13 protein-coding genes are annotated in these 24,781 nt (G+C 72.3%); 9 read left to right on the top strand and 4 right to left on the bottom strand.

Annotation, left to right across the window (positions count from 1 at the left end; all coding sequences use genetic code 11):
• Positions 1-135 precede the first annotated feature (135 nt).
• The 5 genes from ABEA26_RS14835 to ABEA26_RS14815 all read left to right on the top strand — a co-directional run bounded on the left by ABEA26_RS14835 (position 136) and on the right by ABEA26_RS14815 (position 5,306).
• Positions 136-1,665: a sugar ABC transporter ATP-binding protein gene (locus tag ABEA26_RS14835; RefSeq protein ID WP_345592651.1), complete on the top strand. Its 1,530-nt coding sequence runs from the start codon at positions 136-138 to the stop codon at positions 1,663-1,665.
• The gene (locus ABEA26_RS14830; protein WP_345592650.1) at positions 1,662-2,717 is read left to right on the top strand and encodes an ABC transporter permease; all 1,056 of its coding nucleotides are present in this window, start codon (positions 1,662-1,664) and stop codon (positions 2,715-2,717) included. The genes ABEA26_RS14835 and ABEA26_RS14830 overlap by 4 nt, the downstream gene beginning before the upstream one ends.
• Entirely contained in the window at positions 2,710-3,723 is a 1,014-nt protein-coding gene (locus tag ABEA26_RS14825; protein ID WP_345592649.1) for an ABC transporter permease, read from the top strand. Before ABEA26_RS14830 ends, ABEA26_RS14825 begins: the two co-directional genes overlap by 8 nt.
• Before the next feature lie 111 nt (positions 3,724-3,834).
• Positions 3,835-4,920, top strand: a complete 1,086-nt coding sequence (gene rhaS, locus ABEA26_RS14820) for a rhamnose ABC transporter substrate-binding protein (protein WP_345592648.1) — start codon at positions 3,835-3,837, stop codon at positions 4,918-4,920.
• Between the two features lie 65 nt (positions 4,921-4,985).
• A complete protein-coding gene (locus ABEA26_RS14815; RefSeq protein WP_345592647.1) occupies positions 4,986-5,306 on the top strand; it encodes an L-rhamnose mutarotase in 321 nt (106 codons plus the stop codon).
• Between the two features lie 92 nt (positions 5,307-5,398).
• Here ABEA26_RS14815 and ABEA26_RS14810 read toward each other — a convergent pair whose 3' ends face one another.
• The 4 genes from ABEA26_RS14810 to ABEA26_RS14795 all read right to left on the bottom strand — a co-directional run bounded on the left by ABEA26_RS14810 (position 5,399) and on the right by ABEA26_RS14795 (position 20,926).
• Complete coding sequence (locus ABEA26_RS14810) at positions 5,399-12,058, bottom strand: beta-ketoacyl synthase N-terminal-like domain-containing protein (RefSeq protein WP_345592646.1); 6,660 nt, start codon at positions 12,056-12,058, stop codon at positions 5,399-5,401.
• A 59-nt stretch (positions 12,059-12,117) separates the two neighbouring features.
• Complete coding sequence (locus tag ABEA26_RS14805; RefSeq protein ID WP_345592645.1) at positions 12,118-18,063, bottom strand: SDR family NAD(P)-dependent oxidoreductase; 5,946 nt, start codon at positions 18,061-18,063, stop codon at positions 12,118-12,120.
• A 53-nt stretch (positions 18,064-18,116) separates the two neighbouring features.
• Positions 18,117-19,700: a PfaD family polyunsaturated fatty acid/polyketide biosynthesis protein gene (locus tag ABEA26_RS14800; RefSeq protein ID WP_345592644.1), complete on the bottom strand. Its 1,584-nt coding sequence runs from the start codon at positions 19,698-19,700 to the stop codon at positions 18,117-18,119.
• A 92-nt stretch (positions 19,701-19,792) separates the two neighbouring features.
• Positions 19,793-20,926, bottom strand: a complete 1,134-nt coding sequence (locus ABEA26_RS14795; RefSeq protein ID WP_345592643.1) for an SDR family oxidoreductase — start codon at positions 20,924-20,926, stop codon at positions 19,793-19,795.
• Positions 20,927-21,262: 336 nt separating this feature from the next.
• On the opposite strand from ABEA26_RS14795, the gene ABEA26_RS14790 reads away from it, so the two are divergent.
• The 4 genes from ABEA26_RS14790 to ABEA26_RS14775 form a co-directional block, all read left to right on the top strand.
• Positions 21,263-22,531 (top strand): wax ester/triacylglycerol synthase domain-containing protein, encoded by a 1,269-nt coding sequence (locus tag ABEA26_RS14790; protein ID WP_345592642.1) that lies wholly within the window; start codon positions 21,263-21,265, stop codon positions 22,529-22,531.
• Between the two features lie 122 nt (positions 22,532-22,653).
• Positions 22,654-23,736: a P1 family peptidase gene (locus ABEA26_RS14785; RefSeq protein WP_345592641.1), complete on the top strand. Its 1,083-nt coding sequence runs from the start codon at positions 22,654-22,656 to the stop codon at positions 23,734-23,736.
• A 151-nt stretch (positions 23,737-23,887) separates the two neighbouring features.
• Complete coding sequence (locus ABEA26_RS14780; RefSeq protein WP_345592640.1) at positions 23,888-24,418, top strand: MarR family winged helix-turn-helix transcriptional regulator; 531 nt, start codon at positions 23,888-23,890, stop codon at positions 24,416-24,418.
• Between the two features lie 77 nt (positions 24,419-24,495).
• Positions 24,496-24,781 (top strand): ATP-binding cassette domain-containing protein (locus ABEA26_RS14775; protein ID WP_345592639.1); only part of this gene is annotated, 286 nt, incomplete at its 3' end.

Raw genomic sequence — 24,781 nt, 5'->3', positions numbered from 1 at the left:
CGTCGCACATCCGGGCAACGACTTGCGTCTCGGACCCTTGACGCCCCGGACGGGCTGAAGCTAGCTTCCCGGCAATCGCATTGAAACATTTCACAGCAGGGGTTTCCGCTCGGCACACGTACTTGGGGAGAACTCATGACTCATCCCGAACCGGAGACCACCCCGGTGCTCGCCCTGGAGGGAGTGAGCAAGTCCTTCGGTGCCGTCCGAGCTCTGCGTGGCGTTTCACTGCGGCTGTACCCGGGCGAGGCCCATGCCCTGGCGGGCGAGAACGGCGCCGGCAAGTCCACCCTGATCAAGACCCTCGCGGGCGTGCACCGTCCGGACACCGGAACGGTCCTCCTCGACGGCGAGACGGTGGGCTTCCACAGTCCGGCGGACGCCCGCGACGCGGGGATCGCCGTGATCTACCAGGAGCCGACGCTCTTCCCCGACCTGTCCGTCGCGGAGAACATCTTCATCGGACGGCAGCCCCGGCGTTCCCTGGGCAGGGTGGACCACCGCACGGTCGCGTCGGCCGCTGCCGGTCTCTTCGCCCGCCTCGGGGTCGCCCTCGACCCGGAGCAGCCGGCCCGCGGTCTCTCCATCGCGGACCAGCAGCTGGTGGAGATCGCCAAGGCGCTGTCCTTCGACGCACGCGTGCTGATCATGGACGAGCCGACGGCCGCCCTCACCGGCAGCGAGGTGGCCCGGCTCTTCGGGGTGGTGAGGACGTTGCGTGAGCAGGGGGCGGCGATTCTCTTCATATCGCACCGTCTGGAGGAGATCTTCGAGCTGTGCCAGCGGGTCACCACCCTGCGGGACGGTGCCTGGATCGCCAGTGAGCCCCTCTCGGAGCTCGACGCGGACGGGCTGGTGCGCCGCATGGTCGGCCGTGATCTGGAGGAGCTCTACCCCAAGCAGGAGTCGCGGATCGGCGAGGTCGCCCTCAGCGTGCGCCGGCTGACCCGCGAAGGAGTGTTCGCCGACGTCTCCCTCGACGTCCGGCGCGGCGAGATCCTCGGTCTCGCCGGGCTGGTCGGGGCGGGCCGCAGTGAGGTGGCCCGGGCGGTCTTCGGTGTCGACAGGTTCGACGGCGGCGAGGTCGAGGTGCGCGGCCGGAAGCTTCCTCCGGGAGCTCCGAGCCTGGCCATGGCCGCCGGTCTCGCCCTGGTGCCCGAGGACCGCCGCGCCCAGGGCCTGGTGATGGACATGTCCATCGAGCGGAACATCGGGCTCACCGGCTTCGCGGACACCTCCCGGGCCGGGCTGATGAACCGGCGGGCCGAGCGCAGCCGCGCCGTGGACTGGGCGACGAGGCTGCAGGTGAAGTACGCGCGACTGGCCGATGTGGTGGGGACGCTGTCGGGCGGCAACCAGCAGAAGGTCGTACTGGCCAAATGGCTCGCCACGGCTCCTCAGGTGCTGATCGTGGACGAGCCGACCCGCGGTATCGACGTGGGGACGAAGGCGGAGGTGCACCGCCTGCTGTCCTCGCTCGCCGCAGACGGCGTGGCGGTGTTGATGATCTCGTCCGACCTGCCGGAGATCCTCGGTATGGCAGACCGCGTCCTGGTGATGCACGAGGGCCGGCTGACCGCGGAGTTCCCCCGGGCGGAAGCGACCGAGGAGACCGTGATGGCAGCCGCGACCGGCCGCACCGACCGGGGGAGGAAGGCGGCATGACCACGACCGTCGATCCTGTGCGGCCAAAGGTCGCGGCGGAATCCGCCACCGGGCGGCGGCTCCTGGACAGGATGTTCAAGGCCCGTGAACTGGCCGTGTTCGCCGTGCTGGTGGTGATGCTCGGCGCGACCCAGCTGTCCAACTCGCAGTTCCTGTCGCAGCAGGGCATCAGGGACCTGCTGCTGAACGCGACCATTCTCGTGCTGGTCGCGATCGGCCAGGCAATGGTGGTGATCACCCGCAACGTCGACCTGTCGGTCGGCTCCGTGCTGGGCGTCTCCGCCTTCACAGCGGGGCTTTACCTCGAGGACGGCGGCCACCCGCTCGTCGCCGTCCTGCTGGCCGTGGGGGTCGGCGCGCTGTTCGGCGTGGTCAACGGCGCACTGGTGAGTCTGGGCAAGGTGCCGGCACTGGTGGTGACTCTGGGCACCCTCTACATCATCCGCGGCATCGACTCGATCTGGGTCGGTTCCCGGCAGATCACGGCGAGTGCCCTGCCCGACGGCTTCGTAAACTTCGGCAGTGACGGCATCCGGGCGGTGCCCTACCTCGCACTGCTCACCGTGGCCGTCCTGGTCGTCGTGGCCTACTACCTCCGCAACTACCGCAGCGGGCGGGACATGTACGCCCTGGGGTCCAACCCTGAGGCCGCCCGGCTCGCCGGTGTCCCGGTCCGGGCCCGCGTCATGACGGCCTACGTGGTCTGCGGGGCGCTCGCCGGTCTCGCCGGCGCCCTGTACCTGTCCAGGTTCGGCAACGTCGACTCCAACACCGGCAACGGATACGAACTCGTCGTGGTGAGCGCCGTGGTAGTCGGCGGCGTCGCCTTCACCGGCGGATCGGGGACCGTGTACGGCGCCGCGCTCGGTGCCGTACTGCTGACCTCCATCAACGGTGTGCTCCCCGCCCTCGGCGTGAGTTCGGTCTGGGTCACCGCCCTCAACGGCTTCCTGCTGCTGCTCGCCATCGCCGTCGACCGGGTTCTGGCGCTCAGAGTCTCCCGAGCCCTGCGCAAGAAGGCCGCACAGTCGAGGAGTGCCCGTCATGCCTGACACCACCGTCAAGTCTCCCGTGCTCTCCCGCCTCGGCGGCGCGGTGCGCTGGGACACCTCGGTCGGCGTTCTGCTGGTCGTCCTGCTGATCTGTTCCTTCTCCTTCGTGGAGAACTTCGGCAACGCCCTGAACGTGTCGTTCCTCATCGGCAACACCCTGCCCATCGCCCTGATCGCCCTGCCGATGGCGATGCTCGTGGTCTGTGGCGAGGTGGACCTCTCGGTGGCCTCCACGGCCGGTCTCTCCAGTGCCGTGATGGGCGCGCTGTGGAACGCCGGCGTGGCGATCGAGACGATCATCCTGCTCTGCGTCCTGCTCGGCATGGTGTGCGGCCTGGTCAACGGTCTTCTCGTCACCCGGCTCGGGCTTCCTTCGCTGGCCGTCACCATCGGCACGCTCGGCGCCTACCGGGGCATCGCGCAGATCGTGCTCGGATCCGACTCCGTGACCGACTTCCCGGCCCAGTACCTGGACTTCGGGGCCGGCCGGTTCGGGGACACGTTCCTCCCGTACGCCGTCGTCCCCTTCGTCATCCTGCTGGCGATCGCCGTCGTCGTGCTGCACGCCACGCGCTTGGGCCGTTCGCTGTTCGCCATCGGCGCCTCCGAGGAGGCCGCCCGCTTCGCCGGTGTCCGGGTCAAGCGGCTCAAGCTGGCCATGTTCGTGTCCACGGGTGTGGTCTCCGCTCTCACCGGCGTCTTCTGGACGCTGCACTACGCCAGCGCCCGCTACGACAACGCCACCGGGCTGGAGCTGTCCGTGATCGCCGCGGTGCTGCTGGGCGGCATCGACTTCGACGGCGGCAAGGGCACGCTCGGCGGCGCCGTCGCCGGTGTGTTCCTGCTCGGCACGATGCAGAACGTCATGAGTCTGCTGAACGTCTCCGCGCAGTCCCAGACCGTGGCGACCGGGGTCCTCCTGGTGATCTCCGTTCTCGCCCCGCGGATCGGCCGCCAGGTCTCCCAGGCACGGGCCAGGGGGAGAACGGCGCTCCCCCACCGCTGACGGCCCCTTCCCCGTAGTCCGTCCTCACCGGCTGTTCTCCGCCCTCCCGGCCGGTACGCCAGGCCGCAAGGGCCCCCTCCCCCTCCCTCCCGCCAGGCAAAGGAACCTCCCATGTTCGGCAGCACCGCCCGATCACGTCGCCTGACCCTCGCCCTCGCCGGTGCCACCGCCCTGGCTCTCGGCGCCACCGCCTGCGGCGGCACCACCAAGGACGACGCGTCCAAGGACAGCGGCAGCGCGGCAGTCGGCAAGGCCGATCCCGACGCGGAGACCAAGAAGGGCCTCACCGTCGCCTTCCTGCCCAAACAGGTCAACAACCCCTACTTCACCACCGCGGACAAGGGTGGCGAGAAGGCGCTCGAGGAACTGGGCTCCACCTTCAAGGAGGTCGGCACGAGCAGCGGAACCGACACCGCCGGTCAGGTCAGCTACGTCAACACCCTCACCCAGCAGCAGGTCGACGCCATGGCAGTCTCCGCGCAGGACCCCGGTGCCCTGTGCACCGCCCTCAAACAGGCCATGCGCAACGGCATCAGTGTCGTCACCTACGACTCCGACACCAACAAGGACTGCCGCCAGGTGTTCGTCTCCCCGGCCTCCGCAGAGGACCTCGGGCGCACCCTGGTCGAGTCGCTGTCCCGGCAGATCGGCGGCAAGGGCGAGATCGCGATCCTGTCCGCGGCGCAGACCGCGACGAACCAGAACACCTGGATCGACGTGATGAAGGAGGAGCTGAAGAAGCCCGCCCACAAGGACATCGAGCTCGTCAAGGTCGCCTACGGGGACGACGACGCCCAGAAGTCCTTCCAGCAGACCCAGGGCCTGCTGCAGGAGTACCCGAACCTGAAGGGCGTCATCTCGCCCACGACCGTCGGCATCAAGGCCGCCGCCCAGTACCTGTCCGGCTCCAAGTACAAGGGCAAGGTCAAGCTGACGGGGCTCGGCACCCCGAACGACATGCGTGCCTACGTCAAGAACGGCACCGTCGAGGAGTTCGAGCTGTGGGAGCCGGCCAAGCTCGGCGCACTCGCCGCCCACGCCGCGGTCGCCCTCGAATCCGGCCGGATCACCGGCAAGGAGGGCGAGACCTTCGCCGCCGGAGCTCTCGGCACCATGACCATCGGTGCGGACGGTGTCGTCTCCCCGGGTGAGCCGACCGTCTTCGACAAGAGCAACATCGACGCGCACGACTTCTGATCCGTACATCAGTCGTGGGCCCCGGCGACCGTCGGGGCCCCCACGCTCGACAGCAGGGTGATCCGATGCAACGCGTGTGTTTTCTTCTCAAGGTCCGCTCCGGGAGGGTCGCCGAATACCGCGAGCGTCACAAGGACGTGTGGGCCGCCATGCTCGCCGCGCTCTCCGAAGCCGGCTGGCGCAACTACTCCCTCTTCCTGCGGGAGGACGGCCTGCTCGTCGGCTATCTCGAGACCGACGACTTCGAGGCGGCCCGGGCGGCCATGGACGCCACCGAGGTGAACGCGCGTTGGCAGGCCGAGATGGCGGACTTCTTCGAGGAACTGGACGGGCGGGCGCCCGATGCCGCCATGCGCCCCCTCTCCGAGGTCTTCCACCTGGCGTGAACCGGAGCAGCGGCCTCGCAGGACGAGCGGTCGGCGCGCTGTCTCGCCCGGTCGCCCCCGCGCCCGGCAGTCGCGGGGCCGTCCCGCGCCGGTCAGCTCCGCCACCGGCTGCGGGCGGCCGGCGTTCCCACCACCCGCATACCGATCGCCTGAACGCGGTACACGCAGGTGTCGTCGCTCCACAGCGTCGCGTCGGCGGTGGCCCATCGGCTTCGCGCGTCCTCACCGATGTCCATGATCTCCATGTCCACCCTGATCAATCGGGTCTCCGGGGTGATCTGGCCCCGGTACTTCCACGTGATCTCCTGACCGGGCGTCACCGGCTCGAACCGGGGAGACGGGATGCCGTCCGTGAGTTCTCGTTCGATCATGTAGTACTGGAGCAGGCGGCACATCGCCTCGACGCCGAGGGACCCCGGCTGTACCGGATCCTGGAAGAAGTGCGCCTTGAAGAACCACTCCCCGGGGTCCACGTCCTTCTCCGCCCGCAACCGGCCGAGACCCGCGCCGCCCGCGTCCGGCCAGTAGGCCGTAATCCTGTCGAGCATCAGCAGCATGGGGCCGGGCAGTCGCGCCGGACCGTCGAAGAGGGGCCCGGAACGCGTCGTGAGATCGACCGTGTGGTCGCACGGTGCCGTGAGCCGGGCCCGGTCGGCCGCCGGGACCGGGAGTCCCTCCTGGTGTTCGAAGACCGCGTGCGGGAAGAACCCGAACACCGTCGACAGTTCGAATACGCACTCGCCGTCGGCCACGCACCGGACCGTGAACGACTCGACGATCATGTCGCCGCCGCGCGAGACACTGGTCAGCTCGGCGTGGGTGCGCACGGTCCTCGTGGCGGGGGTTACCTCACCGGTGACCGTTCCGCAGCCGTCGAGGTTGCGGAACAGCAGATCGACGTGGCTGGTCAGGGCGCTGCCCACGTAGGTGGCCAGCCAGCCGCACGGTTGCAGGGCGATCTCCATGAGGACGGCGAAGGGCATCGTCCCGCCGTCGTTCTGCTCGAAGAACCAGGCCTGGTCGGGAACGTCGTACTCGGCTGTCACCCCGCTGCCTTCGCGCATCCCGTTCGGCGGCCCTTCCACCGCGACGACGCGGCTCATGAAGTGGTAGGGAGGGCCGGGCAGTCGTGCGGCCCTCCGAGTGCCGTCGAAGCGCTCGTAGGCCGGGCCGAACGCCTCACTGGGCCTGCCCCACGCGCACGCCAGCAGCGAGGCGTAGTCGAAAGCGAAGCCGTCCACCACTGCCACCGCCGTGGGCTCGCGGTGCCCCACCAGGCCACCGGGCGAGGCGACCGGTACCGGGGTGCCGCGGGGCTGCCCGGCCGGCGGGGCGAGCTCGCGCCAGTGGGCCAGTGGCCAGTCCGGCACCAGCCGGAGCCCGACATGCCGGCCGTGGAAGGCCCGGCACCCGTCGACGGTGCCCAGCACGTCGGCGTACAGGGTCGGCACCGGTCCGGCCGACACCCCGCGCACGAACACCTCATACACGATGCGTCGGCTGTTCGGCGTGGCCTGGCCCCGGCACTCGGCCGTGCTGGGGGCGTCGTCGACCGGCTCGAAGCGCCAGCCGTCCCGGTCGATGGTGAAGCCCATGGCTGCCAGGTAGAAGGCCATCGCCTGCGTGCCGCCCTGGAGCATCAGGGTCCCCGGCATACAGGGGTCGTTCTTGAAGTGCCCGTCGAAGAACCAGTCGTCCCGCGCGACGGGGGTCTCGGCGCGCAGGTAGCCGCGGCCCCACGGCCCGCCTGCCGGGTCGAACGCGGTGACCTCGTGCAGCAGCCGGAGCCTTCCCCCGTCGGTACGCGGTGACCTGACGTGGGCCGCGGCCCGCTCCCATCCGGGCCCGAAGCAGTCCGTGGGCCGCCCTTGCGTGAAGGCCCGCACCTGCTCCGCCGTGAAGGCGCCGTACTCGCAGCGGACGGCAGGGGGGTCGGTGGGGAGGTCATGGCCGGGCGGGCTCTCGGCGGAGTCCGCCCGCACTCCGGCGCTCCGGCCGAGTTCGTCCTGGGTGAAGAACCCCGCCCGGCCGTCGCGAACGCTGAGCCGGAGCCTGCCGTCGACGTGGCAGTCGTAGTGGAAGAAGAACAGCCGGACGCCGTCGTGCTCGGCGTGTCCGTCGATGTGGATCTCGTACGACAGCGTCTCCCCCGCGCGCGGAGGGCTTCCGTGGTACGTCAGTTCGCAGCCCAGCAGCCGGTAGGCCCGCTCGCCACGGGTCAGCAGGTCGATGCCCAGCCAGCTGATGAGCAGGAGGTCCGCCTGACCCGCCTCTACCATCAGGCCGCAGGGCATCCGGCCGGTGGAGTCGAGGTACCAGCTGTCGAGACGGACGTCGGTCTCCGTCCAGATGGTGCCCCGGTGGTTCGCCGGGCCGGGTGCGAGCAGTGCCGCCGGTTCGGCGTCGATGCCGGTGACGCGGTCGGCCAGCAGCATCGGTGGTTCGGGCATCCGGGTCTGCACCGCGTAGGCGTCCTGTGCGGCGAACTCGGGCCCGAAGAGGGCGGAGATCCGGCCCGAGGCCAGGTGTTCCAACTGGGCCCGGTCGAAGCGGGGTCCGGGCCGGGGCGCCGCCGGTAGCGGTGGGAGAGGCGCGACTGCCACGGGTGGGGCGTGTCGCAGGGCGGCGACGGCCCGCTCGGTGATCCGCAGGAACTGCGTGTGCAGCCGCGTCTGTCCGGCCATGACGTCCTGGTGGATCGCCGCCACGCGCAGGGCGTGCCGGGCGGCCAGAACGCGCCGGTCCGCCGGCAGGGCGTCCGGCCCGCCGGTCGCGCCGGGTACGGCGGGTCCAGCGGGTACACCGGGCACGGCGGGCACACCGGTCACATCGGGTACGCCGGGCACACCGGATACGCCGGGCACGGCGGCGGCCGTAGCCGGCACAGCCGTCGGGACGTGCCGACCGGACGGGACGCACTGGCCGGGCTCCGGCATGGGCACGGGAACCAGCCGAGGCGCCACGGGCAGGGTCTCCACGGCCAGGCCGATCGACGACGGCAGCCGGGGCTCCCCCAGCACCCGCACCTCCAGGGACCGACCGGTGCGCACGTCCGCCTCCGCAGCGCTCCGCAGTGCGGCGGACAGCGCGTCCGCCCGTACGGGCACACCGGCTGCCGCGAGTTCGGCCACGGCCAGGTACAGCTGCCGCAGGCCCCTGCCGTGCGGAGCGTCCAGGGCGACGGCGACATGCTCACGGGCGCCGAGCACCCGTTTGATCCACCCGGTGCACAGTCCACCCGGCCCCTGCTCCACGAAGATCCGGACGCCGTCGGCCCAGGCCCTTTCCACCGTGCCGGCGAAATCGATCGTGCCGAGGCCCTGGGCGGTGATCGCATCGGCGGCCCGCTCGGCCGTCGGAAGGTAGGCCTGCCGGTCGGCCTCGCTGTAGAACCGCACGCCGGGCACCTCGGCGGTGGGCCGCAGGTGGAGGTTCCTCCATTCTTCGCGGATCTCGGCCAACTCCGGTGCGTGGGCGGCGAGGTCGTAGTCGATCGCGATGGCGTTGCCGGCTCCGAGTCGGCCCACGACAGCGGCGCAGGCCCGTGACTCTCCGCCGACGACACAGATGCCGGGAGCGTTGACCGCCATCAGGTGAACGGCCCGGTGTTCCGCGATTTCGTGCCTGACCCGTTCGAGGGGCGCGGTGACCAGATAGCTGGACCACCGGGTCCCCCGCACACCGGCGCGTGCCCACGCCCGCCGTACCGCGCGGAGTTCTCCGGTCAGCTCCACGGTGAACAGGCCGCTCTCCCGGGCGGCCGTGTACAGGCCCTCGGCGTCCGGCCAGGCCCCCAGGGCCACCAGGGCGGCGGTCTCGCCGGAGGAGTAGCCGATGGCGGCGTCCGGTCGCAGGCCGAGCAGCCCGCGGCACAGCTCGGTGTGGACCGTGGCGAGCCGGGCGGCACCGCGGATGCGGTCGAGCGTCGTCGGCCCGGACTCGGCCCCGGGGTCCACGGGTTCGGCGACCGCACCGTGCCTGGCCAGAACGGTCTCACCGAGTGAAGGGAGGGCGAGCAGCAGCTCTCGTCCCATGCCCGGGTAGGCGGCCGAGCCGTTGGTGTACACGAACACGGTCTCCCCGGCCACCGGCGCGTCCCGGTACCCCACACCGCCGGGTTTGACCCCTCCCTCGGCGAGCCAGCGCCGGGCGCCCCGCACGCACGCGTCGAAGTCGGCGTCGCCCTCGACGAGAGCCAGGCGGGCGGGACCGTCCCAGGACTCCGCCCCCCGGTCCAGCGCGGCCAGCACCTCCTGCCGGTCGCCCCCGGAGAACACGTGCAGCCGCGGCACGGCTCCCCGGACCCGGGGCCGGACGTCACCCGCACGCAACCGGACGCGCGTGGTGGGGGCTTCCAGCGGCGTGACGACCGCCTCAGCGGTGCGCAGGTCGGCGCGCGGCTCGGCGGGCTCACCCGGCCGGGGCACCGCGCGATGCAGCAGGGCGGTCGCGGCGACCGCGACGGACAGCAGTCCCTGGGCGGCGTGGACCCGGCCGAAGAGCGACGCCGGGTCGAACGTGGCCGTCTCGCCGTCTCCGGCCAACGGTTCCGACTCGCTTTCGGCGTCCCCGACCAGCAGATCCGGCTCGCCCTCACCCGCTCCCTCGCTCTCCTGGTCGAGGAGGGCGAGCACGGTGTCGCCGTCCCTGCGGGCGGCGGCGAGCGGTTTCAGCACCAGGACGACGGCCGCGTCCCCGGTCTCCGTCTCGTGGCCGAGTTCGCGCAGGGCGGTGCGGTGCACCGCTCCGCAGGCGAGATCGGTGGCGCCGACCAGCGCGGCATCGGCCTCGCCGGCCCTGATGGCCCGGGCCGCGAGTCGCAGCGCCACCAGGCCGGACGCCTCCTCCGCCGACACCGCGAAGCCGGGCCCCGCCAGGTCGAGTTGGGTGTTGATCCGGTTGGCCACGAGGTTGGGAAGGGTGCCGACCACCCGCTCCGCTCCCATGGAGGGCACAAACGCGTCCTGGGCGCGCGCGAGGAGGCCGGGGCCGACGTCGAACCCGGACCGCTCCACCCAGTGCGGCAGTCTCCAGCGCGCGCCGCCGCGTGCCACGTCGAGGTCCACTCCCGCCCCGATGAGCACCATGGTCCGCCGACGGGGCAGCGACACCCCCCGCACGGCCTCACGGGCGGCTTCCAGCACCAGGAGCTGATGGGGCGAGGTGCTCTCCAGCGACACGGGCGGAAAGCACAGGTCCGGCAGTGCGACGTCGATCTTCGTGGTGGGGCCGCACCGCTCACCGTCGAGGACGGCGCGACGGAAGTCCTCGGTGCCGGCCCCGTCGCCGGCTCGCGCCCCGACGGCCACGATCGCGATCGCCGAATCCGCCGCCGGGGCGTCGGGCCCCGAAGCGGCGGAACCCGGAGCGGTGACGTCCCGGACCGCTCGGAACGGGCCGGGGGCTCCGCCCGCGCGGGACGGCTCCCTGTCTCCCTCCCAGGCGTCGACGACCAGATGGGCGTTGGTGCCACCGAAACCGAAGGCGCTGACGGCGGCCCTGCGGCACCCCGGCCACGGCTCCGGCTCGCTCAGCACACGCAGCGGTGTGCCCTCCAGTCCGGCGAGGGGCCGGTCGGCTCCGAGTGTCGCCGGACGGAGGCCCGCGCGCATCGCGCCGAGCACTTTGAGCAGCCCGCTCACCCCCGCCGACGCCAGCAGGTGACCGACGTTGGACTTCACGGAACCGATGGGGACGTCGTGTCCCGCCGCGAAGGTCCGCGCCATGCTCCGGGCCTCCACGGCGTCTCCGAGCGGGGTGCCCGTGGCGTGGCACTCGACGAGCGAGACCGTCTCCGGCGCGATGCCCGCCGTGGAGTACGCCAGAGCCATCGCTCGTTCCTGCCCCTCCTGGGCCGGGCTGAGCAGGCCGCTGCCGCGTCCGTCGTTGGACAGCCCGATGCCCCGGATCACCCCGAGGACGGACGCGCCGGCCGCCAGTGCGTCGGGCAGCCGCATCAGGGCCACGAACCCGGCGCCCTCGCCGTGCAGCAGACCGTCGGCGTCCCGGTGGAAGGGGCGGCTGCGACCGGACCTGCTCACCGCCGACAGGCCGCAGAACCCCATGTGAAGGAACAGGTTGTCGACCCGGTTCACCGCGCCGGCGAGCATCATGTCGGCCGTGCCGTCGTGCAGTCGGTCGCAGGCGAGCTTGATCGCGTACAGCGAGGAGGCGCAGGCGGCGTCGAGGGCGAAGGCGCCCGCGCCGAGTCCGAGGGCGTTCGCGGCGAGGTGGGCGGGCAGTCCGGCGGAGAAGCGGTTGCGCGCGTCGGGGCGGAAGCGGCGGGTGCCGGTCAGCAGGGCGTCCCGTACGTGCGGTTCCTGGGCGGACAGCCAGACGTGTTCCGCGTAGGCCGACCCGGCGCTCGTGGGGTAGGAGAGGTTTCCCAGTACGAGGCCGGTGCGTTCCCGTGGCCCCTGGTGTCCGGACTCCGCCAGGGCCTGCCGGGCGCCGTGCAGTACCCAGTGGAAGAGCGGGTCCAGTGTCAGGATCCGTTCCGGTACGACGAGGAAGCCGGTCGGGTCGAAGACCTGCTCGAAACCCCGGACGTAGCCTCCGATGTCGGTCCAGGTGCGGTCGCGGTGGTCGTCGACGGTGCCCATGGCCCAGCGGTGCGGCAGCCGCCACCGCTCCCCGGGGACCGACGACAGGCTGCGACGGCGTGCGGCGATGTTGTCCCAGAACGTGTCCGGGTCCAGCGCGTCGGGCAGTACACAGCCCCGTCCGACGACGGCGATCGGTTCGAATCCCATACTGTCTCACTCCACGAGTCGCACGCGTACGGATGAACGGGGGCGCGGGGCACGCTCGTTCAGTCGGGACGTCGTACGAGCTCCACCCCGAGCAGTTCCGTGCGCAGGGCGCCGTCCGGGTCGAAGAGGGCCACGTCGCACCGTGCGCCGGTGTCGTGCACCTTCCGGGCCCGCACCACGCACCGCAGGCTGTCCGGAGCGGGGCCGCGCCGGTGGACGCGGCACTCCGCGACGGCCATCGGCAGGGAATCGCCCGCCAGGGCGTGTTCCGTCCACAGCAGGGCGAGTTGCAGCGCGCCGTCCACCGCCGCCGGGTCGGTCGCCCAGGCGTCGTCGCCCCAGCCCAGCTCGGTGACGCCCACGACGGTCGCCTCCGCTCCGTGGGACCCGACGCCCCGCAGGGCACGCAGTGCCTGGAACCGTGGCCCGTGGAAGAGGGTCCGCCCGTCGTAGAGCACGGCACGGTCGGTCGTGTCCGCAGGGCCCGTCGGCTCGGGGACGGTCGCCCACGGCTCCCCTTCCGTGGGTGCCGCTTCGAAGTCCAGTACGGCACGGAAGTGCGACGTCCCGTTCTCGTCCCGCAGTTCGGCCTCCAGGCCGGACGGGGGGCCGACGATCCGGCGGCGGCCGTGCACGGTGAGCCGGTGGCCCTCGTGTGCCAGCCGGGGCAGGGTGACCTTGTCGAGCACCCGCACGTCGCGCAGGACCGGCCCGCCGGCTGTGGGACGCCAGGCTCCCGCCGCGCGGACGAACCACTCGAGGGCCATGACCACGGGCAGTACCGGCTCCTCGGTGACCCGGTGGTCGGCCAGGTAGGGGTGCGTGGTGGACGTGATCCTGATCCGGGCGGGGGACGGATCACCCGCGCCGTCCGGTGTCGCGTCTTCGGCGCCGGCGACCAGCGCGATCCTGGTGTCACGGGCCGGGGCGCCGAGTTCGGCGGTGAACGCGGCCGCGCCCCGGTCCACGGGGATCAGCTCGATGCCCGACCGGCCGAAGTGCTCGGCCAGCGCCGGGGTCACCATGCCCCCGCGCCAGGGCCCCCAGGCGATGGAGCGCACCAGGCAGTCCGGCCGTCTGGCCCGCTCGGCCGACGCCACGTGGTCGAGTACGTCGTTGGCCATCGCGTAGTCGCTCTGCCCCGCGTTGCCGAAGACCCCGGCCACCGAGGAGAACAGGCAGATCAGCTCGATCGGGTCGTCGGCCGTCGCCGCGAGCAGCGTACGCAGGCCGTCGACCTTGGTGGACATCACCCGGTCGAACTGCTCGTCCGTCTTGTCGGAGATCCGCTTGTCGGCCAGCACTCCGGCGCCGTGCACGATCCCGGTGACGGGGCCCCAGGCCGCACGCACCTCGTGCAGTCCGGCCGCGAGGGCCTCGCCGTCCCTGATGTCCACCGGCAGGTATCGGACCGGGCAGCCGGCCTCCTCCAGCGTGGCGAGCGTCGCCCGGACCTCTCGAGCGGCGAGGATCGCCCTCGCCCGTGCGCTGATCTCGGCGGGGCTCGTGCCGTCGGCGCGGTGGGCGCCGAGTTGCCGCACGAGTGCGGCCTCGTCGGTGGCCTCGGCCGCCCCGGGGGGCTCGGCCGGCAGTTCCGTGCGGCCCAGCAGGGCGATACGGGGCCGGTGGGTCCGGGCGAGGTCCGCGAGGGCGGCCGCGGTCACCCCCCGCGCTCCCCCGGTGGCCACGATCACCGACTCCGGGCCGATGCCCGTCGGCGTGCCCGGTTCCAGCGGCGCCGCGACGGCGCGCGGGACGAGGCGGGTGCCGTCCGCGCGCAGGCCGGCCTCCGGAGCCGGTCCGCCTTCCAGGAGTTCTCCCACGATCGCCTCGGCGACGGCTTCGGCGTCCCGGCCGCCGCGTTCGCAGTCGATCGCCTTGACGGACGCGGCCGGCCACTCCCTCGCCGCGGTCCTGGCCAGGGCGGCGAGACCGCCGAGCCATGCGCGACCGGGCTCTCTGCCGTCGAGACCGAAGTCGCCCCCCGTGTCCTGCACCGTCACGAAGGCCCCTCCGGTCGCCTCCATGCGCGGCGCGACCGAGCGCGCCGCGCCCAGGGCTTCCCGCAGGATCCGCCCGGCCTCCTCGGGGGTGCCGACGTCGGCCATTCCACCGAGGTGGACGACAGCGCGTGCGCCGTCGGGGACCCGGGTCGCGGGCTCCGCCCGGACGCCGCGACGGGTCAGTTTCCCGGCCACCAGAGCGGCGATCCGTGAGGGCCCCCCGACCACCGACACGGGCCCGTCGTCGAGTCCGGCCATCTCCAGGCCGGGCGCGGGCACGGTCACCGTTCGAAGGGCCAGCCGCCTGAGTTCCACCGGCTTTGCCGGTTCCTCCTTCGTGACGGGCGCCTCGGTCGGGGCGGTCGGTTCGGCGACGGGCGCGGCGGCCGAGGCGAGGGCGTCGACGATCTCGCGCAGGGTGCTGAGCCTGCCCAGCTCGGCCACATCCCCGGTGGGCAGGTCGCCCACCCGCTGCCGGACGGCGGACAGGATCTCCACCCGCTTGATCGAGTCGATCCCCAGGTCCGTCGCCAGCTCCATGTCCGCGTTGAGCATGGAGACCGGGTATCCGGTGCGTTCGGCCACCACGGTCAGGAGCAGTTCCTCGAACCGGTCCGGGGTCGCGGCGGCCGGCGCGTCGGAAGGGGCCGGAGCGGAGCGGACGGCGGACTCGGGTGCGCGAGCGGGCGGTACGCCGGGGGCCGTGGGGGGAACGAAGGTCCGGGGCAGGGGGTGGGGAGCCGGGGCGGTGGTCCGGGGCTCGGGACCGGGAACGGGAGGCGTGAACGGGGTCGGCGGTGCCGGTGCGACGGTGGACGACCGGGGCGGCGTGGGCCGTGCCGGATCGTCCTCGCGTCCAGAGCCCAGGAGCGCGGCCAGCGTCGTCTCCGTCATCTTGAGGAACGCCATATGGCTGTCGGCCAGCATGCGGTGGCAGGCGACGTGGGCCTCCGCCGCCTGCCGCTGCACACTCTCCACCATGGCCGCCCAGTGAGGGTCCGCCCGGAGCGCCGGCGCCGCATCGGGATCAGTACTGGTTTCCGTGTCGGTGTCGGTGTCGGTGTCGGTGTCGGTGTCGGTGTCGGCCGGATCCGGTACGGGCTCCGCGGCCGGTACGAACACGGGGGCCGGCGCGGGCGTCGGCAGGCTCCGCGGCGGATTGGGTGGGGGCAGTTCGGACGCCCCGCCCGAGGGGGGATAGGGCTGATCGTAATTGGCACCGCTGATCTGCACGGTCATGCGCGGCTCGCGCTCCTTCGCTGCTGTTCCTGACGGCCCGTACGGCGCCCAGAGGGGTGCGTAGTCCAACTGCGCGCCGCGCACGGAGAGTTCACCGAGCGCACTGTGCAGGGTGCTGACTGTGTTCTGGCCCCGGCGGTCCAGGGCGGCCGCCGTGTGCTCGCGGTCACCGAGAATCCGCCCGACCAGGCCGGTGAGTGCGGCCCCCGCGCCGACCTCGACGAACGTCCGCACTCCCGCGGCGTACATCGCTTCGACCTGCTCGTTGAACAGCACGGGCGAGGCCAGATGCTCGGCGATCCTGCGGCGCACCTCGTCGGGGTCCCTCGGATACGGCGACGCGTCCGCGTTGCCGTACACGTCCGTCACGGGCGCCGTGAGCGGCATGCCGCGCAGGAAGCCGAGGAGTGGCTCGGTCGCGGAGGCGACCAGCGGACTGTGGAAGGCGTGGGAGGTGTCCAGTCGGCGAGAGGAGAGGCCTCTGGCGAGGAACTCCCGCTCGGCGGCCTCGATCTCCCCCGTCTCTCCGGACACCACGACCTGGTCCGGCGCGTTGTGGTTCGCCGGCCAGACCCTCCTCACGCCTGCCTCGTCGAGGACGGCCGTCACCTGGTCCGGGCCCGCCGACACCGCCAGCATGGCCCCGGGTGTGCCGGCCGCCGCCCGCATCAGCTCCCCCCGTGTGCGGGCGAGGGCGACCAGGGATTCGGCGTCCAGGGCTCCCGCGGCGTGCAGGGCGACCAGCTCGCCGAAGCTGTGGCCGCCTACGCAGTCGGGCCGCAGCCCGAGACCGCTCACCACCTCGAGCAGGGCCACGCTGTGCGCGGCGAGCGCGGGCTGGGCCCACTCGGTGGCGTTCAGCTGGTCGGCCCGGACTTTCCGCTCCTCGTCGGTGAAGGCCGGAGGGGGGAACACCACGCGGTGCAGGGCTCGATCCTCGTACCGGGCGCCGCCCAGGCGGTCCCAGACGGCCTGGGCGGTGGGCGCGAACATGGCAAGGTCGGCGCCCATACCGACGTACTGGGAGCCTTGCCCCGGAAAGAGGAAGGCCACCTTGCCGAGGGCGGGGGCTCCGGTGGCGTAGTGCGTCCCCGGGGCGGAGAACGCGGTGCGCGGTCGCTGCCGGATGGCCGCGGCGGCCCGCGCGAACCTGTCGCACAGGTCGTCGGTGTCGGCGGCGGACACGGCCAGGCGTACGTCGTCGGTGGGCCTGAACCCGGCCTGGCTCTCCCGCGCCGTCTCGGCGAGTGGGCGGCCCCTGTCGATGGTCCGCTCCAGCAGGGCGTCCGGCGAGGGGGCGCTGAACAGGACGAGCTCCGTGGGCGCGCTCCTGCTGCGCCACGCGCGGCGGCCCGGCCGCCCTTCGGACGGTACGTACTCCTCCAGGGCGATGTGGAAGTTGCTGCCGCCGAAGCCGAAGCTGGACACCGAGGCCCGGCGCAGGTGGCCGGGCGCGCGCACCCAGGGGCGTGCCTCGGTGTTGACGTAGAAGGGGTTGTCACCCGTCCGTATGGCGGAGTTGGGCCGCTCGACCTTGATGGTCGGCGGCAGAACCTTGTGGTGCAGGGCCATGACCGCCTTGAGCAGGCCGGCGGCGCCCGCGGCGCATTTGGTGTGGCCGATCTGCGACTTCACCGAGCCGATCGCGCACCACTGCCGCTGGGAGCGTCCGCTCTCCTCGAACACGGTCCGCAGCGCGGCGAGTTCGGCGGCGTCTCCGGCCCTGGTACCGGTGCCGTGGGCCTCGACCAGTTCCACGGTGCCGGGGTCGTACCCCGCCTGCTCGTACGCGCGCCGCAGCGCCCGGGCCTGGCCCTCGGGCAGGGGCGCGTAGATCGCCGTCCCCCTGCCGTCGGACGATGCGCCGATCCCGCGGATCACCGCGTGGATCCGGTCTCCGTCGCGTTCCGCGTCGGACAGCCGCTTGAGCGCGTACATCACGACGGCCTCACCGAGCATCGTGCCGTCGGCCGCTTCGGAGAAGGGCCGGCAGTCCCCGGTCGGCGACAGCGCGGGCGTCTTCGAGAAGCACATGAACATGCCGATGTCGTTCAGGGTGTCGACACCACCGCTGACGACCAGGTCGGCACGGCCCAGCGAGAGTTCCGCGACCGCGGTCGAGAGCGCGGCGAAGGAACTGGCGCACGCGGCGTCCGTGGTGTGGTTGGTGCCGTGCAGGTCGAACCTGTTGGCGATCCGTCCGGCGACGACGTTGCCCAGCAGCCCGGGGAAGGTCGACTCCTGCCAGGGTGTGTAGTGGTCCCGGATGGTGTCGCACACGGCCTCGGCCTCGGCCTCGGGGACACCGTGCTCCCGCAGCGCCTTCAGCCACACGGGGCGTTGCGTCCGTCCCTGCATGTGGCCCAGCAGTTCCAGTGACGTCGCTCCGAGGACGACGCCGACCCGTTCACGGTCCACACCCGACAGCCCGCCGGCGTCGGCGAGGACCTGGTCGGCCACCATCAGGGCGAGCAACTGGCTGGTGTCGGTGGCGGGGAGGGTGGCCGGCGGGATCCCGTGGGCGAGCGGGTCGAAGCCGATCTCGGGCAGGAACGCCCCTCTGCGCGCGTAGGTCTTGTCCGGCGTGGCGGGGTCGGGGTCGTAGTGGTCCTCGACGAGCCAGCGCGACGGCGGCACGTCCGTGATCATGTCCCGGCCGGAGAGGACGTTCCGCCAGAACTCGGTAGTACTCGTCGCGCCCGGGGCCAGTGCGCCGATGCCGACCACGGCGACGGGGACCTGCGGGGAGTGGGGGGCGGTCACGGGTTCCTCCTGTCGTGGGACGCCGTCTTCCGGGTCCGGGGGGTGGGCCGCCGTCACGCGAGCCTGCGCGGTGTGTAGTCGAACGCCGGGGCCGGGACCGGGACGCCGTAGGTCCGCAGCTGGTGGGCCCGGGTGAGGACCGCCGCGCCTTCGAGGAGGTTGAGCGCGATCTGCACCACGGTGCGGTTCGCCCGCTCGGCGAGGAAGCCGCCGGCGGTCCACCGGTTGAACGCGCCCATCGCCGGGCCGCACCAGATCTGGTAGTCGGCGCGCCGGGTGGTGTCCCCCTCGATGGCCCAGCGGCTGGAGCTGCCGAGGTACCAGCGGAAGACCAGCGCCATCCGGTGCCTGGGATCGCTGCGCGCCCGGGTGATCTGCTCCGGGTCGCGAGCCGCCCAGAACCGTTCGGTCCTCTCCCACACCTCGTCGACGGAGGCCCGCAGGATGTCCCGTTCCAGTTTCGTCCGTACCGCGGTCGGGAGTTCCTCCAGTGACGGGTACGCCCGGTAGGCGGCGTACAGCTGTGCGGCCCTGGGGGCGAACATGCTGCCCCGGCGGAGCACCTGGAGGGTGACGCCCAGCTCGAACATGTCGGCCGCGGGGGCCATGGCCACGTCGGCGACGTCCGCCTGGGCGAGCATGGCCTTGGCGTCGTCGGAGATACCGGCCTCCGTGGCCGTCTGGTTCACCGACCCCGTCACCACGTAGGTGGCCCCGAGCGCGAACGCGGCCGCCACCCCGGCGGGCGTGCCGAGCCCTCCCGCGGCGCCGATCCCGACCGGGCGCCGGTAGCCGAGGCGTCGGGTGATGTCGTCGCGCAGGGCCAGCACGCGGGGCAGCGTCGAGCCCAGCGGCCGGTTGTCGGTGTGCCCACCGCTGTCGGCCTCCACCGTGATGTCCTCGGCCACCGGGAGGTGTGCGGCCAGTTCGGCCTCCTCGGCGCTGAGCTCGCTCTGCTCCACGAGCCGGCGCAGCAGGTCGGGCGGCGCGGGCGTGAGGAACTTCTCGGCCACCTCGGGCCGGGAGATCTTGGCGAGGATCCGGGTGGGGCGCCGGATCCGTCCGTCGCCGTCCCGGCGCAGTCCGCGGGTCGCGCACAGCACCGCGGCGGGGGTGAGTTCCATGTACGCCGACAGCGACACACAGGGCACACGGTGGTCCAGCAGCAGCTTGGCGACCCGGAGTTCGAGCTCCGGTTCGGCCGGCGAGTGGATGAGGTTCACACCCCAGTTGGTCCTGTCCGCGAGCCGGCCGGCCAGCTCGCGCACGGCACGCTCGACCTCCGGAAGTCCGAGTCCCGCGGCACCGAAGAACCCGAGCATGTCGGCGCGGGCCATCTCGGTGACCATCCGGGTGGTCGCGATGCCGTTCGCCATCTCGCCCGCCACGTAGGGGAAGCGGACACCGTGCGCCTCGCAGAAGGTGCGTCCGCCGAGCCACTCCGGGTACAGCGGCGGCAGCATGCCGACGACCTCGCCGGCCGGCCTGGGGCCGAGCGTCAGGCCGAGTGCCTGGCGGGTGCTGTCGGTGACGATGTGGACGTGCTCCCGGATCCGCCGGGTGCAGGCGGTGACCGCTTCGGGTGAGAAGTCGGGTGGATGCGCGCCGGTCGTGTCGGGCCGGGTGGGAACGGACAAGGGCGGGCTCCAAGGAAAGGCGTGCGTACGAGGGCGGGGTCCCGGCGGGGGCGGGGTCAGGGGCGGGAGAGAGGCAGGGGCGGGGGCCGCCCTCAGTGCGGGCCCGTCGCACGCGCGCCTGTCGGACATTCCGGGAGCGTCGGGCGAAGACCGGACAGCAGGTAGTCGACGTCCACCCGGGCGGTCGGTCGGGGAGGTCCGAGCAGGGTGCGCACCCGGGTGTCGTCGTAGCGGCGGAGGTGGCTCAGGTACGGCGTGATGCCGGGGTAGAAGTCCATGGACGCCTCGAGGGCGGACACGTCGTCGGGTCTCCTGGCGACCAGGCGGGCCCGAAGGGGGGCGAGCCGCTCCATGAGTTCGGTGACCGCCGACACGGGCACGTCGTGGTCGTGGACGACGTGATAGGTGTCGACCCTGCCGGAGGGTTCCCGGTCGGCCAGGCGTGCCATGGCGGTTGCCGCGTCCTCGACGGGCATCACGTTCAGGTGGCCGTAGCGTCGGCCGACCAGTCGTACCACGGGGAGGCCGGTGCCGCGGGGGCGTGAGCCGGCGAGGCCGGCGGCGCGCAGGGCGTCCCGCACGAGCTGGTCCATGACCTGCAGCGGATGCCGGGGCAGCTCCGGGTGCGGTGGATGGTCGGTGACCAGGATGCTCGGCCGCAGGACGACGGCGGGTCGGCGGTGCCTCCGCGCCCAGGCGTGCACCAGGGCCTCGGCCTCGTACTTGGACCGCTCGTAGGAGTTCTCGAAGCCGAAGCCTTCGTCGAGTTCGTCCTCATAGACGACACCCTCGCGTCGTGCTCCGGCCACGAACGCGGTGCTGACGTGGTAGACCACCGGCCGACGGCGTCCGGCGGCGGCCAACTCCAGGACGGACCGCGTGCCTTCGACGTTCACGCGGCGCAGCGAGGGGAGATCGCCTTCCAGGTTGATGGAGCCGGCGCTGTGCCAGATGGCGTCCAGCTTGTCGGCCAGCTCCCCGAACCGCACCGCCGGGATCCCCATGCGCGGCCGGCCCAGGTCGGTGGGCACCACCCGGACCGTCGTGGGGAGTCGCGCGGTCAGTCGTTCCGGTGCGCCGGTCAGCTCGAGGAATCGGGCGATGCGGCCGAGGGCGTCCGGTGACGCCGCGTGGGTGAGCACGGTCAGTGATCCGTGCCGCTCCAGGAGGCGCCGCAGCAGGCGGAGGCCGAGGAAGCCGGTGGCACCGGTGAGGGCGACGTTCACGACCGCGGCTCCCCCGGGTCACGCCACGCGGAAGCGGACGGAAGTATTCGCTTCCGCACCACCGACTCACCCACCCACATCCCGACCCCTCCCCCTCGGACGCGCCGCACGCACATCGAGCACAGTGACAGGTGGCGGGGGAAGGCGAGACCACATCCGCCCATACTCATCCTCGTAGGGATTACACCCGTACGAGAGTTGACGAACTGACGCTCGAACTCTTCATCCGAATGGATGAATGGCCCTCCGGAGATCACGACTCCCGGCGCGAGCGGCGTCTAGCTTGTGCTTTCAGTCCCGATGTAGGCCGTTCGAGCGAACGGAAGCATGATGACCATGGCCGCGGATGTGCGTACCCACCCCATCGACCGGGCGTACCTCAGTTTGGAGCGGGCCCATCCAGAAGCCCACTGGGACACCGGTGGCATCGCGTATCTCAACGGCCGGCCCCCGCGGCTGGAGGATTTCCGGGCCTACGTCGGAGGGCGCCTGCGGCGTCTCCCCATGATGACCTACCGGTTGGAGCGGACCGCGCGGCCCCCTGTGTGGCGACCGGACGAGACCTTCACGCTGGAACGCCATGTCCACGAAGTGGTGTCGGCCGGCCCGGACGCGCCCCGGTCGCCCCTGGAGGCGGCCCTGGGCGCACCACTCCCCCGTGACGCTCCCTGGGGCGTGTGGCTGGTACACGGTCCGGCGCCCGACGAGTACGCCGTCTGCTACCGGTTCGACCACGTGTGCCAGGACGGCGTCGCCGCCGCCCTCGCCTTCCGTACCCTGCTCGGCACCGGTGAGCCCGCCCGCAGGCCGCCCCCCGCTCCGCACGGCAGGGGAGACCACCTGCGCAGGACGGTCATGGCGCTGGGGCTCGGGGCGAGGTTCGCGTTCGGCGTCCTGCCCGTCCCCGGCCGGCGGCCCGCGGCGTCCTTCGTGCCCAGTGGACGACGGCGGCTGCTGCGGGCCCGGGTGCCCCTGGAGAGGCTGCGGAACATCGGCACGCCACGGGGGGCTTCGGCGCACGACGCCCATCTCACGGCGCTGGCAGGTGCTCTGGGCAGGTGGTCACGGGAGGCGGGCGTCGGTCTGCGGCGCGTGTCGGCGCTGCTGCCCGTGGACGCACGCCGGCCCGACGAGGAGCAGACCTGGGGGAACCGCACCTTCGCCGTCCCCGTGCGGCTCCCCCTGTCCGAGGACTCGCCGTCACGACGGCTGGAGCTCGTGGCCGCGCAGACCTCCGGCGTGAAGCGGAGGTCACGGCGACAGGCCATCGACGACCTGGTCAGATTCATGCCCGCCGGGCCCACGGCCTGGTACATGCGGCAGATCACTTCCCCGGAGGTCACGGCGATGGTGGCCACGTCCGTCCCGCTCGCCGAGAGCGGCGCGCTGGGCACCACCGGCGTCACGGGAGCCGCCCTGCTGCCGCTGCTCCTACCGGGCCACCTCTTCGGCGCGGGTCTGGCCTTCTTCGGTGACCGGGCCGAGGTCTCCTTCACGGTCGACCACGCGCTCCCTCTCGGTGAGCGGCTGCCCGACCTGTGGACGGATGCCGTGGAGGAACTCGAGCGGAGCCTCGCGCCGCCACGTCCCGCACCGCCGGACTGACGGCCCGGGCGGAGTGGCCGGGAAGCCGACCGTGCCCCCAGGCCCGTCGATCGGCGCCGGTCACCACCGGGGCGCCCTGTTCCCCGTATCTGTCGTCGGCCCGACGCGTAACGTGCGGCCGCATGGAAGCGCAGCCGCATCCCCAGTCCCCGCCCGACACCACCCGGCGCCGGGCCCGTGATCTCGGCATCGTGATCGGACCGGCCGGCACCGGGCCCTTCGACGCGATCACCGATGTGCCGGGCGTCCGCGTCGGACACACCACCGTTCGCCGGCAGCCCGACGTGCACAGCGGAGTCACCGCCGTCGTGCCCGACCTCGTCAGCCCTCGGACCCCCCTGCCGGCCGGGGTCTTCACCGGCAACGGCTACGGCAAACTCATCGGAACCACCCAGATCACCGAACTCGGCACGCTGGAGACCCCGGTCCTGCTCACCTCCACCCTGTCCGCGTTCCGCGTCGCGGACGCCCTCGTCGGCTGGGTGCTCGAGCGGCCCGGATGCGAGGAGGTGCGCAGCCTCAACCCCGTGGTGGGCGAGTGCAACGACGGCCTGCTGTCCGACATCCGTGCGCGACCCGTGCACGAGGAGCACGTCCGGGCGGCCCTCGACACGGCATCCGGCGGAACGGTGGCCGAGGGGTGCGTCGGCGCGGGGACCGGCACCGTCGCACTGGGTTTCAAGGCCGGTATCGGGACCGCCTCACGCACCCCCGTCCTGGCGGGCCGACCCTTCACGGCCGGCGTCCTGGTGCAGGCGAACTTCGGCGGCACGCTGCGAGTGCTCGGCCGCACCCCGACTCCGTGGTCCGTGGGCGCCGGGGCCGACGGTGCGGTGCCGGCCGCGGACACCGGCTCGTGCATGATCGTGGTGGCCACGGACGCCCCTCTCGACGCCCGGCAGCTCACCCGTGTCGCACGGCGCGCGGTGTTCGCCCTGGCCCGCACGGGCGCGGCCTACAGCCACGGGAGCGGCGACTACGCCATCGCCTTCGGTACGCGACCGGACGGCGCCCCCGTGGCGGACGCCGAACTCGGCCCGCTGTTCGAAGCCGTCCTGGACGGGGTCGAGGAAGCGGTGCTCAACTCCCTGCTCGCGGCGACCACGACCACGGGCTTCGGCGGCCGGACCGTACCCGCGCTGTCGGCGGACCTCCTGCTCGCCGCCCTCACTGCCCCTCCCACACCGACGTCGCCCTCTCGGTAACCGTCACGGCCGAACGAGAACGACGTCACATGGAGGATGTGTATCATTCACATGATATGCACCATGCGCAGCCATGATCCGGTGTGGCTCCTCGTACTCAGCGGTCATGCGCGATGGCGAGCGGGAATCGACGGCGGGACAGGACCAGGACATGAGCGAGCAAGAGCGCCGGCTGAGTGATCTGGAACGGGAACTGACGCTGCTGTCCCGGCACTTCGTCGCTTCGCGGGGCCCCCGCATCGGTCAGAGCCTGGAACGCTCGGCCTACGTGCTGCTGACGCGGCTGGAGACCGGTGAACCGCTCACGCTCAAGGAGCTGGCGCACACCTTCCAGGTGGATGTCTCCACCATCAACCGGCAGGTCAGCGCCATGCTCCGCAACGGCCTCGTCGAGCGAATCTTCGACCCCGACGGGGGCATGGCACGCAAGTTCCGGCCCACCGCGCTCGGCCTGGAGCGCCTGCAGGCCGATCGGGCCGTCAGCCGCGCGGGGACCGCGCGGCTCGTCGAGGCGTCCGGGTGGGCGGGCGGTCAGACCCAGCAGTTCCTCGACCTGCTGATCGAGCTCAATCAGGGCGTCGAGCATCTGGAGGGACTCGCGTGGTCCCGCACCGGCACAGGCACCGACACAGGCGCCGACACCGCCACCGGTACCGGCACTCAGTCGTCGACCAGCAAGTGACCCCCCTCGAAGCAGCTTCAGGGCTCTGAAACCACGGTGAAACCGCGCTGAATGCGCCCTGCCGCACCATCTGCGGCATGACGACACGAACATCGCGCACACTCGCCATCGCGGCCAGGGGACTGCGCAAGGCCTACGGCGACAAGACGGTCCTCGACGGCATCGACGTGGAGGTACCGGCCGGCACCGTCTTCTCCCTGCTCGGCCCGAACGGCGCCGGCAAGACCACCGCCGTCAAGATCCTCTCCACCCTCATCACCGCCGACGCCGGCGACCTGCACGTCGGCGGTCACGACCTCGCCGCCGATCCCCAGGCCGTACGCGCCGCGATCGGAGTCACCGGGCAGTTCTCCGCCGTCGACG

The organism is Streptomyces marokkonensis (assembly GCF_039539045.1).
GTDB classification, from domain to species: Bacteria; Actinomycetota; Actinomycetes; order Streptomycetales; family Streptomycetaceae; genus Streptomyces; species Streptomyces marokkonensis.
Note: the sequence above shows the minus strand (reverse complement) of the source record. Positions and strands in the feature narration are given on the sequence as shown.

Coding starts and splice junctions, on each gene's coding strand:
- ABEA26_RS14780 (WP_345592640.1), top strand. CDS start 23,888: ATGAGCGAGCAAGAGCGCCGGCTGAGTGATCTGGAACGGGAACTGACG.
- ABEA26_RS14830 (WP_345592650.1), top strand. CDS start 1,662: ATGACCACGACCGTCGATCCTGTGCGGCCAAAGGTCGCGGCGGAATCC.
- ABEA26_RS14815 (WP_345592647.1), top strand. CDS start 4,986: ATGCAACGCGTGTGTTTTCTTCTCAAGGTCCGCTCCGGGAGGGTCGCC.
- ABEA26_RS14785 (WP_345592641.1), top strand. CDS start 22,654: ATGGAAGCGCAGCCGCATCCCCAGTCCCCGCCCGACACCACCCGGCGC.
- ABEA26_RS14835 (WP_345592651.1), top strand. CDS start 136: ATGACTCATCCCGAACCGGAGACCACCCCGGTGCTCGCCCTGGAGGGA.
- ABEA26_RS14825 (WP_345592649.1), top strand. CDS start 2,710: ATGCCTGACACCACCGTCAAGTCTCCCGTGCTCTCCCGCCTCGGCGGC.
- ABEA26_RS14810 (WP_345592646.1), bottom strand. CDS start 12,058: ATGGGATTCGAACCGATCGCCGTCGTCGGACGGGGCTGTGTACTGCCC.
- rhaS (WP_345592648.1), top strand. CDS start 3,835: ATGTTCGGCAGCACCGCCCGATCACGTCGCCTGACCCTCGCCCTCGCC.
- ABEA26_RS14790 (WP_345592642.1), top strand. CDS start 21,263: ATGGCCGCGGATGTGCGTACCCACCCCATCGACCGGGCGTACCTCAGT.